This window comes from Aquibium oceanicum, from assembly GCF_001889605.1.
Taxonomy (GTDB): domain Bacteria; phylum Pseudomonadota; class Alphaproteobacteria; order Rhizobiales; family Rhizobiaceae; genus Aquibium; species Aquibium oceanicum.
The window spans coordinates 14226-30856 of the sequence record NZ_CP018171.1; the positions used below are offsets into that span (position 1 = coordinate 14226).

Consider the following 16631-nt stretch of genomic DNA (forward strand, 5'->3'; position numbering starts at 1 on the left):
CAAGATCATGGCTACCGAAATCCGCGTCCCCACGCTCGGCGAATCCGTCACCGAAGCCACGATCGGCAAGTGGTTCAAGAATGCCGGCGACGCCGTGGCGCAGGACGAACCCCTGCTCGAACTCGAGACCGACAAGGTGACGCTCGAAGTGCCGGCTCCCGCCGCTGGTACGCTGGGCGAGATCACTGCCAAGGACGGCGAGACGGTGGGCGTCGGCGCGCTGCTCGGCATGATCGAGGAGGGCGCGGGCGCGGCGGCGAAATCCGCTCCCGCCGCCAAGGAAGCGAAGAAGGAAAAGGAACCCGACGCGGAAGAGACCTCCGTGGCGCAGGCTTCCGGCGGCAGCGGATCCGCCTCCGTCAAGGACGCCCAAGACCGGACGGCGCAGATCGCCGGCGGAACCCCGACCGAACGCGACATGCCCCCCGCTCCGTCGGCCGCAAAGCTGATGGCCGAGAAGAACGTTTCGGCCGAGCAGGTGGAAGGCACCGGCAAGCGCGGCCAGGTGCTCAAGGGCGACGTCCTCGACGCGGTCGCCCGTGGCGCCCCCTCCCAGCCCTCCGAGACGCCGAAGGCGGCCCGCGCTCCGGCGCCCGCCGAGGACGAGAACCGCGAAGAGCGCGTGAAGATGACGCGCCTACGCCAGACCATCGCGCGCCGGCTCAAGGACGCGCAGGCGACCGCCGCGATGCTCACCACCTTCAACGAGGTGGACATGAAGGCGGTGATGGACCTGCGCTCGAAGTACAAGGACGTCTTCGAGAAAAAGCACGGCGTCAAGCTCGGCTTCATGGGTTTCTTCACCAAGGCGGTGACGCATGCGCTGAAGGAGATCCCGGCGGTCAATGCAGAGATCGACGGCACCGACATCATCTACAAGAACTATGCCCACATCGGCGTGGCCGTGGGCACCGACAAAGGCCTCGTGGTTCCCGTGGTGCGGGATGCCGACCAGATGACGATCGCCGAGATCGAGAAGGAGATCGGCCGGCTTGGCGTGGCCGCGCGTGACGGCAAGCTCTCCATGGCCGACATGCAGGGCGGCACCTTCACGATCTCCAACGGCGGCGTCTACGGTTCGCTGATGTCGACGCCGATCCTCAACGCGCCGCAGTCCGGCATTTTGGGCATGCACAAGATCCAGGAGCGGCCGATGGTCGTCGGCGGCCAGATCGTCATCCGCCCGATGATGTACCTTGCGCTCTCCTACGATCACCGGATCGTCGACGGCAAGGAAGCGGTGACGTTCCTCGTGCGCGTCAAGGAGAGCCTGGAAGACCCGGAGCGGCTCGTTCTGGATCTCTAGTCAGCAGGCGAAAGAGCCCAGCTGCGGGGAGGAGCAAGGCGCGCTTCTCGCAAAGGCGGGATAGGCTGTGGTATACAGTCGCTGGATGGCGGCGGCGAATGCCGGCGCGGCTGACCTGAGGCGATCGATCCAATGACAGTGGAATTCCTGATCACTTCGCTGATCGTCGTCCTCATTCCAGGCACCGGTGTCGTCTACACAGTCGCGACCGGCCTTTCGTCCGGCCGGGCGGCAAGTGTCGCAGCCGCCTTCGGCTGCACGCTCGGCATCATCCCCGCCATCCTCGCCTCGGTCGCAGGGCTCGCGGCGATCCTGCATACGAGCGCCTTGCTGTTCCAGGTGCTGAAATATGCGGGCGCGGCCTACCTGCTCTATCTCGCATGGCAGACGCTGCGGGATTCCGGGGCACTGCAGTTTTCGTCTCTGGACGCAGCTCAGCGTCCCTCGTTGGCCCGCGTGATCCGCACCGGCTTCCTGATCAACATCCTCAATCCCAAGCTGTCAGTCTTCTTCTTCGCTTTCCTGCCGCAGTTCATCCATCCCGGCTCGGCCTCCGCGGTGGCGCAGATGCTGACGCTGGGAGCCATCTTCATGGCTATGACCTTCCTGGTGTTCGTGATCTACGGGAGCTTCGCCGCGATGGTCGGTGAACGCATCCTGCGCAGCGAAACGGTGATGACCTGGATGCGCCGCACCGTCGCGCTCGCCTTCGCCGGCTTCGGCCTGAGACTGGCACTGGCTGATCGCTGAGCGGATCGATCCGCAGGCACCGACAGGTTCGAGGACGACGCAATGCGCTTTCGGCATGAGAGGACTTCTCGCTCGCCGGTTACCGCCGCGACGATCGCTGCGTCTGTTCTCTGGGCCACCGCGGGGCACGCGGCCTGTCCGCAGGAACTCGCGATCTATTCCGAACGCGAAAAATCCGCATCGATCGAATTCCGCTCCGCGCCTGCCGGCGCGGCGGTCCACACGATGGAATTCCGCACCGTGTTCTCGCAGAACGACGTGGTGTTGGACGGGGTGGTGCTGTGGACACAAGGCACGCCGCGTCCGGTAGGCCTCGCCATGCACAGGTGCCCGGAGGGAGACGTCACGGGGGAAGAGCTCGCCGCCTGCACGATATGGCAGGGCGTACTCTATGCGGTCGGCAGCGAAGGCGAAGTCGCCCTGCTGCCGGGTGTGGGGGAAAACGCAGCCGAGCAGATCCTCCTGCCGGATTTCGGGCCAGCTGTGCGCGAGTCCCGCATCTTCGGGGCGGACGGAGTGAGCATTGTTCCCTGGGACGTGTTCCAACTGAGCGGCTGCCAGGAATAGCTGGCGCGTCCCCTCGGCGCGAAAACCTGGCCACAAGCCGATTTCCATCGCGTTCAGCGCCAACATCGGGGTCGCGCGGCGAAGCGTGTGCCGTTATAGAAGCCTGTCTTTTTTCGCGGCGCTAGCCGGCTCAAGGAAGGAAATACCCATATGGCCAATGTTGTGGTCGTCGGCTCCCAATGGGGCGACGAGGGCAAGGGCAAGATCGTCGACTGGCTGTCGGAGCGCGCCGATCTCGTCGTCCGTTTCCAGGGCGGCCACAATGCCGGCCACACGCTGGTCGTCGACGGCAAGGTCTACAAGCTGTCGCTGCTTCCCTCCGGCGTGGTGCGTCCCGGAAAGCTGTCGGTGATCGGCAACGGCGTGGTGTTCGATCCGCACGCCTTTGTCGCCGAAGTCGGCCGTTTGAAGGAACAGGGGGTCGACGTGACGCCCGACCGCCTGAAAATCGCCGAAAACACCGCGTTGATACTGTCGCTGCACCGGGAACTCGATGGTTTTCGCGAGGACGCGGCGTCGAACTCCGGAACGAAGATCGGAACCACCCGCAGGGGCATCGGGCCGGCCTACGAGGACAAGGTCGGACGCAGGGCGATACGGGTCATGGATTTGGCGGACATGGAGTCACTGCCGGGCAAGGTCGACCGGCTGCTGACGCATCACAATGCCCTGCGGCGCGGCCTCGGCCACCCGGAAGTCGCCCACGCAGCGGCGATGGAGGAGTTGCGCGCGGTCGCGGACGCGGTGCTGCCTTACATGGACCGCGTGTGGAAGATCCTCGACGACGCGCGCCGGGCTGGCGACCGCATTCTGTTCGAGGGCGCGCAGGGTACCCTGCTCGACATCGACCATGGCACCTATCCCTTCGTCACCTCGTCCAACACGGTCTCGGGCCAGGCAGCGACGGGCTCCGGCGTCGGTCCCGGAGCGATCGGCTACGTTCTGGGCATCACAAAGGCCTATACGACGCGTGTCGGCGAGGGCCCCTTCCCGACCGAGCAGGTGAACGAGATCGGCGAGTTCCTCGGCACGCGCGGCCACGAGTTCGGCGTCGTCACCGGGCGCAAGCGGCGCTGCGGCTGGTTCGACGCCGTGCTCGTTCGCCAGGCGGTGGCGGTGAACGGCATCACCGGGATCGCGCTGACGAAACTCGACGTGCTCGACGGCCTCGACGAGATCAAGGTCTGCACGGGCTACATGCTCGACGGCGAGCAGATCGACTATCTGCCGGCGAGCCAGGGCGCCCAGGCGCGGGTCGAGCCTGTCTACCAGACGCTGGAAGGCTGGAAGGGCACCACGCGGGGTGCGCGTAGCTGGAACGACCTTCCGGCGCAGGCCGTCAAATATGTCCGCTACGTCGAGGAACTGATCGGGGCGCCCGTGGCGCTGCTTTCGACCAGCCCGGAGCGCGGGGACACCATACTTGTGACGGACCCGTTTCAAGACTAGTTTTGGCACCCCGGCGAAGCAGCCTCCTCTGGCTCCACCGACCGGGAAAGGAATGCAGGTCAACGTTAGATGGCGGATTTCGTAGCGGTTCTGAAGAAGACCATCGACGGTCTCGGGGAAACCACACCCGAGGTCCGCGAGAAGGTCTACAAGAAGGCGCGGGCCACGGTGGGCGCCAAGCTCGCTGCCCTGAATCCGCCGCCGCCTCCCGCCGTAGCGGATCGCCAGCGCAAGGCGCTCGAGGATGCGATCGCGCAGATCGAGGCTGAATACTCGTCGGCCGCGACGCCGCCCGCCGACGACGACGATCCCCTGGCCGAACTCGACGCGCTCTTCGCCGGGATGTCGAAGTCGAAATCTCCGGCACCCTCGCAACCCCCTGCGCCCCCCGCGGCGGCCGAGATTGGCACGTCATCCGCAGCGATCACCGCCGCGACGAAGCCGGAGAAGGTCGCCGCCACGCCGGAGGTCCAGCCGTCGCCACTGAAGGGCGCGGAACTGGTTCCGCCGGAAGGCGTGGAACTGCCGGAACTGGACGACGAGTATCCCGCAACGCCGGTTGCGGACCACGCGCATGCCGGCTCGCTTGAAGGCGCCGACGAACCGCTTCACCAGCCGCTTCCCGAGCCAGAGGACGTCCCCCCCCCCCCGCGCCGCGATCGTTCGGGCCTGGTGAAATGGACCGCCGGCGCGCTCGCTGCCATCGTCGTCTTCGGCGGTGCCGGCTATGCGATGTGGCTCAACCGGGACAGCCTCGCCGACCTGATCGACCGCGGGCAGCAGATGGTGGCGGCCGAGCCGGCTTCCGAGCAGGAGGTGTCGCAGGCGCCGGCCGACACGGCTGTCGAAAGCGAACCGGCGGCCGTCGAAGTGGCCGCCGCACCGCCCGCCGAAGAGGTCCTCCCGGAAGAGCCCGCCGGCGAGGAGGAATTGCAGAAATACACCCAACGGCTGAACCCGGACGGGAGCGAGATCGACGCGGGTCCCGCGTCCGCCGAGGCATCGATCGGCGAGGGCACGTCCGTGGCGGCGGCGACGCAGCCTGCGGCGGACGCCGTCCCCGCTATCGCACCCGAGCAACCGGCCGAAACGCCCGCGGCCGACGAGGCGGCAGTCCCGGTCGGGCAACGCACGATCTTCTACGAGGAACGCACCAGCGTAGCACAGGGATCGGCCGAGCCCGGTTCGATCGTGTGGTCGCTCGTGCAGGAATCGCCCGGCGGCGACCTGCCGCCTGAACCGGCCATCCGCGCCGAGGCGAACATTCCGGGCAAGGATCTCACGCTGCGCATGACGATCCGGCGCAACGCGGACGACTCGCTGCCCGCCAGCCACATCGTGGAGCTCATCTTCCTGACGCCCGAGAATTTCGCCGGCGGCGCGATCGACAACGTCCTGCGTATGACGATGAAGCAGACCGAGGAGGCGGCAGGCAGCCCGCTGCAGGGCCTTCCGGCCAAGATCGCGGACGGGTTCTTCCTGATCGCGCTCAACGACGAGAAGTCCGCGGCCGATGCGAACACTGCACTCCTGCGACGGCAGAACTGGATCGACGTGCCGATCGTCTACAAGTCCGGCCGTCGCGCCCTGATCACCATGGAAAAGGGCATTCCCGGCGAGAAGGTCTTCGAGCAGGCGCTCACCGCCTGGCAGAACGCCTCCAGCGGCTGATCGCCGGGCTTCGGAACTCCAATTAAAAAAAAGCCCCGCCGGCGATGGCGGGGCTGGATACGTCAAGCTTGCTGGCTATCCGGTCAGGCGTGGGCTTCCGCCGTTTCGATCGGCCGCAGCGCCTGAGCCTGCCGCTTGGCCTCGGCCTTCACGGCATCCTGCACCTTCTCGAAGGCGCGTACCTCGATCTGGCGCACGCGCTCGCGGCTGATGTCGAACTCGCCCGACAGTTCCTCGAGCGTCAGCGGGTCCTCCGACAGGCGACGCGCCTCGAAAATGCGCTTTTCGCGGTCATTGAGGACCGTGAGCGCGGACTTCAGGAGGCCTCGGCGATTGTCGAGTTCGTCCTGTTCCACGAGCATGTCTTCCTGCGACTGGCTGTCGTCGACGAGCCAGTCCTGCCATTCGCCCGACTCGCCCTCCGTCGCGCGAATGGGCGCGTTAAGCGAAGCGTCGCCGGACAAACGGCGGTTCATCGAGATCACCTCTTCCTCGCTGACGTTCAGTCGCGTGGCGATCTCGGTGATCTGCTCGGGCTTCAGGTCGCCTTCCTCGAGCGCCTGGATCTTGCCCTTCACCTTGCGCAGGTTGAAGAACAGGCGCTTCTGGTTGGCTGTGGTGCCCATCTTCACGAGGCTCCACGAGCGCAGGATGTACTCCTGGATCGAAGCCTTGATCCACCACATCGCGTATGTGGCGAGACGGAACCCGCGATCCGGCTCGAACTTCTTCACGGCCTGCATAAGGCCGACATTGCCTTCGGAAACGACCTCGCCGATCGGCAGGCCATAGCCGCGGTAGCCCATCGCGATCTTCGCGACGAGACGCAGGTGGCTGGTGACGAGCTTGTGGGCCGCATTGGTGTCACCATGCTCGGCGAAACGCTTCGCGAGCATGTACTCTTCCTGCGGCTGCAGCATCGGGAAACGGCGGATCTCTTCCAGGTAGCGCGAAAGGCCGCCTTCGCCGGAAACTATACTGGGTAGTGACTGGGCCATGATAGCACCCCTCCTTTTCTCATACGCCCCCGGATCCCGGCGGGCGAACGGACGCGGCCGTGCATTGGACGCACCACGACCGGATTCTCAATATAGGAACAAAAGCGGCAATTTCACGGTATCTTACCGTTGGATACGATGTGTCACGTCCAAGTGAACAATCCGGGAACTGCCATCCTCATCCCCAACTGCGAAACACCTGCAAAAGTTCCGCCATGTCCGCCGGCGGAGGCGTTTCGAAGCGCATTATCTGAGATGTCGCGGGATGACGGAAGGCAAGCATTCGCGCATGCAGCGCCTGACGTGGAAAATTCTTCGCCGCAGACCGCAGCGGCTCGGGCAGCCGGTTAGCCTTAGTGCGGAATGCCATGCCGTAGTCGTGATCGCCGATCACCGGATGCCCGATATGGGCCATATGCACCCGGATCTGGTGCGTACGGCCGGTCTCCAGCCGACATTCGAGCAGCGCCGCGACCTCTTCTGCCTCAGGCGAAACGAACCGCTCCGCCATCCTGTAGTGCGTCACGGCATGGCGCGCGTCCGGGCGCTGGGGATTGACCACCGCGCGGCGCGTGCGGTCGCGCCCCGACCGTCCGAGATGCGTGTCGACCGTTCCGCTGTCGCGGCGCGGAGCGCCCCACACCAGCGCCGCATAGGCGCGCTCGAGGTCGCCCGCCGCGCCATGGTCGGCGAAAGCCTCGGAAAGGGTCCGGTGCGCGGCGTCCGTCTTGGCGACGACCATGACGCCGCTCGTGTCCTTGTCCAGCCGGTGCACGATGCCCGGCCGCCGCACGCCGCCGATGCCGGATAGCGACGCCCCGCAATGGTGGATCAGCGCATTGACCAGCGTGCCGGTCCAGTTGCCCGCGCCGGGATGGACGACGAGGCCGGGCGGCTTGTCGATGACGATCAGGTGCTCGTCCTCGAACAGCACGGCGAGTTCGATCTCCTCGCCGAGAGGCTCGGCCGGCTCCGGCTCGGGCTGGAGAAGTTCGATGCGCTCGCCCGCCGCGAGCTTGCGTTTCGGCTCTGTGACGGTCGATCCGCCAACGCTGACCGCCCCTTCACGGATGAGCGCCTGCAAGCGACTGCGTGACATGGCTTCGCCCATCCGGGCTGACAGCCACTGGTCGAGGCGCTGGCCGGCGGCATCCTCGTTGGCGACGAGGATCATCGCATCTTTCAATCCCGCATGGGCTTCGCTATCAGGGGCGCGCGACAGGGACCTGGCTCCGGAAAAACATGGTCAATCCGAACATGGACGACGCAGAAGAAAAGCCGCTCGATCCGGCCGCGGAACGGGTGCGCAGGAAACTCGTGCGTTTCGTCGCGGTCAATCTCGGCATCCTGTTCGTGGCCGTTATGGCGGTGCTGGGCGCCGTTGTCTACAAGTCCGGCCTGATCGGCGGAAACGGCGGCGAGGCCTCGGTGGCCGGCGCACCGGTGGGATCAGGCGCGATCCTCGAAAGCGGTGAGATCCCGCTGCCGCCAGGCGCCCGCCTCGTCTCGCAGGCCCTTTCCGGCAACCGCCTCTCCCTGCACGTGGAGACGGCCGAAGGCCAGGGCGCCATCTTCCTCTACGATCTCGGCGAAGGGCGCATGCTCGGCAGCTTCGTGATCGTGGAATGACCGGCCGCCGGATCGCCACCGTCAGCCTTATCGTCCGCGACTATGACGAAGCGATCGCATGGTATCGCGACAGGCTCGGCTTCGACTTGGTCGAGGATGTCGATCTCGGCGCGGGCAAGCGCTGGGTCGTCGTCGCACCCGGTTCAGGCGGTGCGCGGCTCCTTCTGGCTGAGCCCGCGAACGACGCACAAGCGGCCAGGATCGGAGACCAGACCGGTGGGCGGGTCTTCCTCTTCTTGGAGACCGACGATTTCCACCGCGACCACGCGCGGATGTCGGACAAGGGCGTCCGGTTCCGCGAACCGCCACGCGAGGAAGCCTACGGCAGGGTCGCCGTGTTCGAGGACCTTTATGGAAACCTGTGGGATCTGCTGGAACCGAAGCCGCGCGGCTGATCGCATGGCGCGTTCTTCTGGATTTTCGCCCGCAAACTATCTATAAGCCCGCCAATTCAAGAAAAGACCGACGACAGGGGTGCCATGGCTGGCCATTCACAGTTCAAGAACATCATGCATCGCAAGGGGCGCCAGGACGCCGCGCGCTCCAAGATGTTTTCCAAGCTGGCGCGCGAGATCACCGTCGCCGCCAAGATGGGAACGCCCGATCCCGACATGAACCCGCGGCTGAGGCTCGCAGTGCAGGCGGCCAAGGCGCAGTCCATGCCGAAGGACAACATCCAGCGGGCGATCAACAAGGCCTCCGGTGGGGATACCGAGAACTACGAAGAAGTGCGCTACGAGGGCTATGGTCCGGGCGGCGTGGCCGTCATCGTCGAGGCGCTGACCGACAACCGCAACCGCTCCGCCTCCAACGTCCGCGCCGCCTTCACCAAGGCCGGTGGCTCTCTGGGCGAGACCGGCTCCGTCTCCTTCATGTGGGACCGCGCCGGCGAGATCTACTATCCGGCATCGGCCGGCGACGCCGACAAGGTCATGGAAGCGGCCATCGAGGCGGGTGCCGAAGACATCCAGTCCGACGAGGAAGGCCACACCATCTACTGCGGTTTCGAGGACCTCGGCGACGTGGCGAAGGCGCTGGAGGACACGCTCGGCGAGGCCGACTCCGTCAAGACGATCTGGAAGCCGCAGAACACCATCCCGGTCGACGAGGAGCGCGCCCAGTCTCTGATGAAGCTGATCGGGGTGCTCGAGGACGACGACGACGTGCAGAACGTCTACGCCAACTTCGAGGTCGACGACGAGACGATGGCCCGGCTCAGCGCGGCGTGAGAAGCCCCTCCCGCCATAGTTGAAAACATGCGCCGTTTGATGCAAGCGTTGCCCGAGAGGGGAACGCGATGGTCGATACATTAAATCCGCCTGATCCTGCGAGATCGGGCTTTTGGCGGCGTGCGCTTGCGTTCATCGCTGACATGGCCATTGTCCTGGTACCCTTGGAGATCGTCGTCGCGATCCTGTTCGCCCAGACGAACGGGATGATCCAGGGAGATTTCGGCTTCACGCAAGCGTCCTGCGAGCAGCTCAGCACTCTCCCGGTCGGGCTGGTGACGCAGATCGACAATCCCAACTACGCCGCAGACTGCCGGAAGTCGCTATTCGGCTTCGACACGGCACGATTGCTGGTCGTCAGCAGGATCGAGAAAGGAGACGTCGTCACGACATCCGTATCGGAATCCTTCTGGCTCGACGCCGATGGAAACCTCGCCGACCGGCGCGGATACGATGTTTCCTGGATCGCACTCGCAGCGCTGCTTGCCTATCTGGTCGCAATGGAAGGCTGGCGCGGAGCCACCCTCGGGAAGAAGGCAACGGGCATCCGAACGATCGTTCGCACGGAACCATTGAGGCAAGGCGTCGGTGTCGGCCGCGCCCTCGCGCGGCGGCTCGCGATGATGTTGGGGGGCCTCGGCATGCTGCCGTTCGGCATTGTCATGCTGTGGTACCGAAGCGACGCCGCGGCGCTGGCGGCAATGAGCCATTCGACTGTGTACTGGGTCGCCGCGTTTGCTGGCGTTGCGCTCGTGTTCGCATGGCTCGCATGGATAGTGGTGGCGATGATACGCAAGCGCGATACCGTCTACGACCGCATAGCAGGGACGGCCGTCGTTCGGGCGAGGTCATGAAGCCCGTGATTCGCACCACCTACTGCACGCAGTGCCAGTGGCTCTTGCGCGCCGGCTGGATGGCGCAGGAACTGCTTTCGACCTTCGGTGCCGACATCGGGGAGGTAGCGCTGGTGCCAGGCACCGGCGGCGTCTTCGAGATCACCTGCGACGGCGAGACGATCTGGGAGCGCAAGCGGGACGGCGGTTTTCCTGAAGCCAAGGTACTGAAGCAAAAGGTGCGCGACGTCGTGTGGCCCGAACGGGAGCTCGGGCACTCGGATCGGCCCACGACTGGCTCCTGAGCATCACGAACGCCGCGTGATCGCTCCTGCCAGGCGCGGCGAGAGCCGCGCCATGAGGCGCAGCGCCTTTGCCTTTCCGATCCAGACGTTGTTGCGACGGCTCTCGATGGCTTCGGCGATGGCAACCGCGACGACGCCGGCATCGACCTTGGGAGTGTCGCGTCCTGCCGTCATGGGCGTATCCACCACGGGAGGATAGACCGTGCAAACAGCGATCTCGGGGACCTGGTTGGACAGCGCGGCGCTGAAGTTCACCAGCCCCGCCTTGGCCGTCGAGTAGACCGCGGCCGTTGATTTCGGCGCAAGCGCGAGCGCACTCGCCACGTTGACGACCATGCCGCGGTTCGCCATGAGGCGCGGCAGCAGTCCCTTCGCCAGAAGGATGGGCGCGACGAGGTCGAGCGCCACCTCCCTCTCCACCGTGCTGTCCTCGTAGCCTGGCGCGTCGAGGCGCTGGTCGACCTGCACGGCCGCGTTGTTGACCAGGACGTCGATCCCCGGATGACTGTTCGCCAACCGGCCGCAGAGTTCGCCGATCGCCCCGGTGTCGGTCAGATCGAACGGAACAGGCACGATCAGTGCGTTGACCTTCGCGAGTTCGCGCAGCTTGTTTTCGTCGCGGGCAAGGGCGAGCACCGTGTGCCCGGCCTGCGCCAGCACCATCGCCAGCTCGCGCCCGATACCCGAACTCGCTCCCGTCAGAAGGATGATGTGCCTTGCCATTGCGCGTCGCTCCTGTAACCCTCTCCTTCATAGGCGGCGGGAGCACGCCGCGCGTTAACCGCGATCAACGGCGATGACGACAGCCAAGCATGTATTCGAGGCTCTGGCCGGAGGACCATTGCCGGATTGGGAAACGTTCGAGCGCGCCATCTCCGTGGTTCGCGCCGACGGCGGCAGCACGATTTTCGATATCGGGGACGAGGTGCAGGACCTCTTCCTCGTCCGGTCCGGGCTGGTCAAGCTCGTCTATCTGCGGGTGGACGGGTCCGAGTGGATCAAGTCCTTCATCGAGGAGGGCATGTCCTTCTCCAGCATATCGAGCATCGCCGGCGTCGGGCCGGCGCCGTTCGGCGCAATCGCGATCGAGGACTGCGTCCTGGAGCGGCTTCCTTTCGCCGGGATCCTGCGGCGCGCCGACGAAGACGCCGCCTGGTCCCGCGCGGTCCGCAATGCGCTGGTCGACTTCGCGCTGCGCAAGGAGGAGCGCGAATGCGTCTTCCTCACGATGAAGCCGCCCGAACGCTATAGCCACCTGAAGACGACACGCCCAAATCTTCTCGGGCGCGTGCCCCAGAAAGATCTGGCGGCTTTCCTCGGCGTCACTCCTGTAGGCCTGAGCCGTATCGCCGGCCGGATGAGGGCCAGGCCTTGAGGGGCGCCCGGCCCCCAACGCAAAAACCCCGCCGAAGCGGGGTTTCCGTAGACGCTCGAAGCTGTCGCCGGCGGTTCAGATACCGAGATTGGCGAACTTGTTCTTGAACTTGGTCAGGCGGCCGCCGCGGTCGAGCAGGGTCTGCTGCCCGCCGGTCCAGGCCGGATGGGTGCGCGGGTCGATGTCGAGGTTCAGCGTGTCGCCTTCCTTGCCCCAGGTCGACTTGGTGAAGTACTCGGAACCATCGGTCATCACGACCTTGATGGTGTGGTAGTCGGGGTGGATCTTCTCTTTCATCGCTCTGGTCCTGGTCTATGGGGTCACGGCAGGCCGGCGCCTGCGGCAATCTCGCCCGATTCAAAAGGTTGAAGCCGCGGCCGGCGAGGGCTACGGCTTCAAAAATCGTCGGCGTGCCTATACATCAGCCGGAACCGGAGCACAAGACCGCACCCGTGCCACGCGCGGGCAGCGGCCGGACAGGAAGCGAGGAACGCCATGGCGGAGACGACGAGCGACGAGGAAAGACGCCGGCGCTCCCTGAAGCCGCTGCGAAAGGTCTTTCCCTACCTTCTGCGCTACAAGGGCATGGTCGCCGGCGCGCTGGTGTTCCTGACGGTTGCCGCGGGAACGACGCTCACGCTGCCGCTCGCGGTGCGGCGCATGGTCGACCACGGTTTCTCGACCTCGGATTCCACCTTCATCGCCAACTACTTCTCGATGCTGATCGTCATCGTCGCCGTGCTCGCGCTGGCCTCGGCCTGCCGCTACTATTTCGTCATCTCGCTCGGCGAGCGCATCGTGGCGGACGTCCGCCGCGACGTCTTCGAACACGTGACGCAGCTTTCCCCCGGCTTCTTCGACAAGGTCCAGTCGGGCGAGATCGTGTCGCGCCTGACGGCCGACACGACGCAGATCAAGTCCGCCGTCGGCGCGACGGCTTCGCTCGCCCTGCGCAACACGATCCTCGGCATCGGCGCCGTCGGCATGATGGTGATCACCAGCCCCAAGCTGTCGCTGCTGGTCATCGGCGCGATCCCGATCATCATCGTGCCGCTCATCGCCTTCGGACGCTCGGTGAGGCGCCGGTCGCGGCTCGCGCAGGACATGCTGGCGGACGCGTCGGCCTATGCCAGCGAGCAGATCGGCTCGGTGCGGACCTTGCAGGCCTTCACCAACGAGCGGCTGGTCTCGTCGAAGTTCGCCAGGGCGGTCGAGGCGGCCTTCAACGCCGCGCAGGCCTCCATCTTCGCGCGTTCCTTCCTCACCTTCTTTGCCATCTTCATGATCTTCTCCTCGGTCGTGGCGGTGCTCTGGTTCGGCTCTCGCGACGTCTTGACCGGGGCGATGACGCCCGGCACGCTCGGGCAGTTCCTGCTCTACGCCGTCTTCGCGGCCGGGGCTCTCGGCGCGCTGTCGGAGGTCTGGGGCGAGTTGAGCCAGGCGGCCGGCGCGGCCGAACGCCTGACGGAACTCCTGGCCGAGCAGCCCGCTGTCGCCGCCCCCGCAGTGCCGGTGCCGATGCCCGCCGACGGGGCCGGTTCCGTGGCCTTCCGCGACGTGGTCTTCGCCTATCCGACCAATCCGGACCGGTCGGCCCTGCACGGCCTCTCCTTCGATGCCCGGCCGGGCGAGACCATCGCCATCGTCGGACCGTCCGGCTCGGGCAAGAGCACCATCTTCTCCCTGCTGCTGCGCTTCTACGATCCCCAGGCCGGCGAGGTGCTGATCGACGGTGTCGACCTCCTGAAGGCGGATCCCCGGGAAGCCCGCGCGCGGATCGCGCTGGTGCCGCAGGACCTGACGATCTTCGCCGCCACCGTGCGCGACAACATCGCCTTCGGCCGACCCGAAGCCACGGACGAGGAAATACGGGCCGCAGCGCGGGATGCGCTGGCCGACGAGTTCATCGAGGAGCTGGAACTTGGCTACGACACGCCGGTCGGCGAGCGCGGCGTGACGCTTTCGGGCGGCCAGCGCCAGCGCATCGCGATCGCGCGCGCCATCCTGCGCGATGCCCCGATCCTGCTGCTGGACGAGGCGACGTCGGCCCTCGACGCGCAGAGCGAGAGGCTGGTGCAGGTGGCACTCGAACGTCTGATGGAAGGACGCACGACCATCGTGATCGCCCACCGCCTCGCCACCGTTCTAAAGGCCGACCGCATCCTGGTGCTGGACGCCGGAAGGATCGTCGAGGAAGGCACGCATCGAAGCCTCGTCGCCCATGACGGCATCTATGCGCGGCTGGCAAAACTGCAGTTCGAGACCGGCGCCGACGCCTTCAGGAAGGCGGCGGAGTAGGCTTCGCGTCGTCCCGTGCATCTGCCACGCGTCGCACCACTTCATCCGGCGTCCAGCGGCGCGCGCCATTTTCGCATTCCGCGACCATCGCGATGATCGTCTCCGCCATCGGCGCCTTCATTCCTTGTGTCGCAGCCAACCGCACGACGGCGCCCTGAAGGAAATCAGCCTCCGTCCTGCGTCCCGCGGCCAGATCCTCGGCCATCGAGGAGGTCGCCTGCGGGTCGATCGCCAACATGCGCCGCGCCACGATGCCGAACAGGACGTCCGGCAGCCGCAGGATGTGCGGGATCATTGCCGGGCTCACACCCTCGATCTTCGGCAGTCGCAGGCCGGAGCGGCGCGTGACGGCAAGCGCCTCGGTCATCTGGCCGGCGAGCAGCAGGCGCCAGGGGCGCCGCGACAGTTCCTCCCGCAGCGGCAGCCCCGACAGGGCGTTGAGCGCGTTGTTGAGATTCAGGATGAGCTTCGACCAGGCAAGGCCCGCCATGTCGGGATGCGCACGGCAGGGCAGGCCGTCGACGTCGAGCAGCGCCCGCAGGCGGTCGAGCCCATCCTCGATGGTCACGGCCCCGCTGGTACAGCGATGGAAGCGCGGTGCCGCACCCTCCGGCCAGCTTTGCACGACATTGAAGGGCACCATGCCTGCCACGACCGAACGGTGAGGAAGTTGCTCGCGAAGCAGCGGTACGTTGTCGACGCCGTTCTGCAGGCTGACGACGATGGCGCTCGCCGGTGCATGCTCCGCGATCAGCCGCGCCATCTCGCGCGTGTCACCGCTTTTGACAGTCACCAGGATCACGCCGGCATCGGCGAAAGCCTCGGCCGGATCGGTGGAGAGATCGAGCCCGCCGGGCGGCAGCGACCGGTCGCGATCGTCGAGGTCAGTCAACCGCAGACCCGCCACCTGCACGCGGTCGTTCAAGCGCGGACGAAGCAGTAGCCGCACCTTCCGGCCGGCAAGCGCGAGCGAACCGCCGACGAAGCAACCGATGCTGCCGGCCCCCGCGACGACGATCCGCGTGTTATCCATTCCCGTTCGAAGACTGCGGCGCGTCGAGCAGGTTCGCCACCGTGCGCATAAAGATGCGGGCGCCGATCGGGATCAGGTCATCGGGAAAGTCGTAGTCGGGATTGTGCAGTTGCGGCGTGTTCTCGCCGCTGCCGAGGAAGAGCATGGCCGATTTCGCGCCGTGGCCAAACCGTCCGAAATCCTCCGAAGCCCGCATCGGCAGTTCGCGCTCGTCGTGCGCGATGCCTTCGTCGTCCATGGCGGCGCGAAGGTGCGCGGTTGCCTCGGCGTCGTTGAGGCTCGCCACGAAGATCTCGTGGTAGTCGACCGAGTGCTTGAGCCCGTCGTTCTTGGCTTCCTCGCGGACGAGACTTTCCGCTGCCGCCACGAGATCGTCCATGCGCTCGTCGAGTCGGGTGCGCAGAGTCGCCCAGACCTCGGCCCGGCCCGGCGCGATGCCGAAGACCCGTTCGCCCATCTCGGTATGCGTGATCGTGACCAGGGCGAAATCGTCGCTGTCGAAGCGCCCGGCGGAGAGCCCCGTCAAGGCCGGCATCAGGCGGCTCACCACCACCATCGGCGAGGTGCCGGTTTCCGGCATGGAGGAATGCGCGGTCTTACCGTCGAGCACGATGCGCATGCCGCGCGAGGCACAGTTCACCACGCCTTCCTTCAGCCTCACATGGCCGAGCGGCGTACCCGGCAAATTGTGCAGGGAGAAGGCGAAGTCCGGCGCGATCGTGGGATAGCGCGCATCGGCGATGACCCCCGCCGCGCCTGCACCGGTCTCCTCCGCCGGCTGGAACATCAGCACCACGCGCCCACGCGCCGGACGCTTGCGGCCGAGCTGGCGCGCCATGGCGGCAAGAATCGTCGTGTGTCCCTCGTGGCCACACATGTGGGATTTGCCCGGCACCTGCGAGCGGTGCGGAGCGGTGGAGATTTCCTCGATCGGCAGCGCGTCGAGTTCGGACCGGAACAACAGCGTCGGGCCGGGAACGCCACTGTCGTAGACCGCCGCGACGCCGTGGCCGCCCATGCCGGTCAGGACCTCGTCCGGCTCCGTCGGGGTGAGGAAGTCGACCACCTCGAGAGCGGTCTTTTCCTCCTCGCCCGAAATCTCCGGCTGCTGGTGGAGCTTGCGCCGCCAGGCGACGAGTTCGGCTATGTCGGAGTTGGTCAGGCCGTGCTGCATGATGCTCGCTTCGT

General features: G+C 66.2%; 18 protein-coding genes. 12 read left to right on the plus strand and 6 right to left on the minus strand.

The features are described from left to right. The first annotated feature begins 7 nt into the window (after positions 1-7). The 5 genes from odhB to BSQ44_RS00090 all read left to right on the plus strand — a co-directional run bounded on the left by odhB (position 8) and on the right by BSQ44_RS00090 (position 5743). Positions 8-1306, plus strand: a complete 1299-nt coding sequence (odhB, locus tag BSQ44_RS00070; protein WP_072601360.1) for a 2-oxoglutarate dehydrogenase complex dihydrolipoyllysine-residue succinyltransferase — start codon at positions 8-10, stop codon at positions 1304-1306. 132 nt (positions 1307-1438) lie between these two features. Next, positions 1439-2056, plus strand: a complete 618-nt coding sequence (locus BSQ44_RS00075; protein ID WP_072601361.1) for a LysE family translocator — start codon at positions 1439-1441, stop codon at positions 2054-2056. 42 nt (positions 2057-2098) lie between these two features. Continuing rightward, positions 2099-2623: a hypothetical protein gene (locus BSQ44_RS00080; protein ID WP_072601362.1), complete on the plus strand. Its 525-nt coding sequence runs from the start codon at positions 2099-2101 to the stop codon at positions 2621-2623. Between the two features lie 150 nt (positions 2624-2773). Then, positions 2774-4072, plus strand: a complete 1299-nt coding sequence (locus tag BSQ44_RS00085) for an adenylosuccinate synthase (protein ID WP_072601363.1) — start codon at positions 2774-2776, stop codon at positions 4070-4072. Positions 4073-4141: 69 nt separating this feature from the next. Then, a complete protein-coding gene (locus BSQ44_RS00090) occupies positions 4142-5743 on the plus strand; it encodes a hypothetical protein (protein WP_072601364.1) in 1602 nt (533 codons plus the stop codon). Positions 5744-5826: 83 nt separating this feature from the next. On the opposite strand, the gene rpoH is transcribed toward BSQ44_RS00090, so the two are convergent. Both rpoH and BSQ44_RS00100 read right to left on the minus strand, forming a co-directional pair. Further along, positions 5827-6741 carry an RNA polymerase sigma factor RpoH gene (rpoH, locus tag BSQ44_RS00095; protein WP_072601365.1) on the minus strand — a complete coding sequence of 305 codons (915 nt, stop codon included), beginning with the start codon at positions 6739-6741 and terminating at the stop codon, positions 5827-5829. A 178-nt stretch (positions 6742-6919) separates the two neighbouring features. Next, on the minus strand, positions 6920-7915 hold the full coding sequence (locus tag BSQ44_RS00100) for an RluA family pseudouridine synthase (protein ID WP_072601366.1): 996 nt from the start codon (positions 7913-7915) through the stop codon (positions 6920-6922). A 68-nt stretch (positions 7916-7983) separates the two neighbouring features. On the opposite strand from BSQ44_RS00100, the gene BSQ44_RS00105 reads away from it, so the two are divergent. From BSQ44_RS00105 to BSQ44_RS00125, 5 genes are all read left to right on the plus strand, one after another. Beyond that, positions 7984-8370: a fimbrial protein gene (locus tag BSQ44_RS00105; RefSeq protein WP_072601367.1), complete on the plus strand. Its 387-nt coding sequence runs from the start codon at positions 7984-7986 to the stop codon at positions 8368-8370. After that, positions 8367-8765, plus strand: coding sequence for a VOC family protein (locus BSQ44_RS00110; RefSeq protein ID WP_072601368.1), 399 nt, complete (start codon positions 8367-8369; stop codon positions 8763-8765). Before BSQ44_RS00105 ends, BSQ44_RS00110 begins: the two co-directional genes overlap by 4 nt. A gap of 84 nt (positions 8766-8849) precedes the next feature. Beyond that, positions 8850-9599: a YebC/PmpR family DNA-binding transcriptional regulator gene (locus BSQ44_RS00115; RefSeq protein ID WP_072601369.1), complete on the plus strand. Its 750-nt coding sequence runs from the start codon at positions 8850-8852 to the stop codon at positions 9597-9599. Positions 9600-9742: 143 nt separating this feature from the next. Then, the gene (locus tag BSQ44_RS00120) at positions 9743-10453 is read left to right on the plus strand and encodes an RDD family protein (RefSeq protein WP_157894474.1); all 711 of its coding nucleotides are present in this window, start codon (positions 9743-9745) and stop codon (positions 10451-10453) included. After that, entirely contained in the window at positions 10450-10737 is a 288-nt protein-coding gene (locus tag BSQ44_RS00125; RefSeq protein ID WP_072601371.1) for an Rdx family protein, read from the plus strand. The genes BSQ44_RS00120 and BSQ44_RS00125 overlap by 4 nt, the downstream gene beginning before the upstream one ends. 3 nt (positions 10738-10740) lie before the next feature. Here the strand turns inward: BSQ44_RS00125 and BSQ44_RS00130 are convergent, their stop codons facing one another. After that, the gene (locus tag BSQ44_RS00130; RefSeq protein ID WP_072601372.1) at positions 10741-11460 is read right to left on the minus strand and encodes an SDR family NAD(P)-dependent oxidoreductase; all 720 of its coding nucleotides are present in this window, start codon (positions 11458-11460) and stop codon (positions 10741-10743) included. 73 nt (positions 11461-11533) lie between these two features. Between BSQ44_RS00130 and BSQ44_RS00135 the strand changes: the two genes are divergently transcribed. Continuing rightward, entirely contained in the window at positions 11534-12112 is a 579-nt protein-coding gene (locus BSQ44_RS00135; RefSeq protein WP_083534283.1) for a Crp/Fnr family transcriptional regulator, read from the plus strand. Positions 12113-12187: 75 nt separating this feature from the next. Here BSQ44_RS00135 and rpmE read toward each other — a convergent pair whose 3' ends face one another. Beyond that, entirely contained in the window at positions 12188-12409 is a 222-nt protein-coding gene (gene rpmE, locus BSQ44_RS00140; RefSeq protein WP_072601374.1) for a 50S ribosomal protein L31, read from the minus strand. Between the two features lie 198 nt (positions 12410-12607). On the opposite strand from rpmE, the gene BSQ44_RS00145 reads away from it, so the two are divergent. Next, entirely contained in the window at positions 12608-14410 is a 1803-nt protein-coding gene (locus BSQ44_RS00145) for an ABC transporter transmembrane domain-containing protein (RefSeq protein ID WP_072601375.1), read from the plus strand. On the opposite strand, the gene BSQ44_RS00150 is transcribed toward BSQ44_RS00145, so the two are convergent. Beyond that, on the minus strand, positions 14391-15443 hold the full coding sequence (locus BSQ44_RS00150) for a 2-dehydropantoate 2-reductase (RefSeq protein ID WP_072601376.1): 1053 nt from the start codon (positions 15441-15443) through the stop codon (positions 14391-14393). The two genes, BSQ44_RS00145 and BSQ44_RS00150, sit on opposite strands and share 20 nt — an antisense overlap. Continuing rightward, positions 15436-16617 (minus strand): amidohydrolase, encoded by a 1182-nt coding sequence (locus tag BSQ44_RS00155; RefSeq protein ID WP_072601377.1) that lies wholly within the window; start codon positions 16615-16617, stop codon positions 15436-15438. Before BSQ44_RS00155 ends, BSQ44_RS00150 begins: the two co-directional genes overlap by 8 nt. Between the last annotated feature and the right edge of the window lie 14 nt (positions 16618-16631).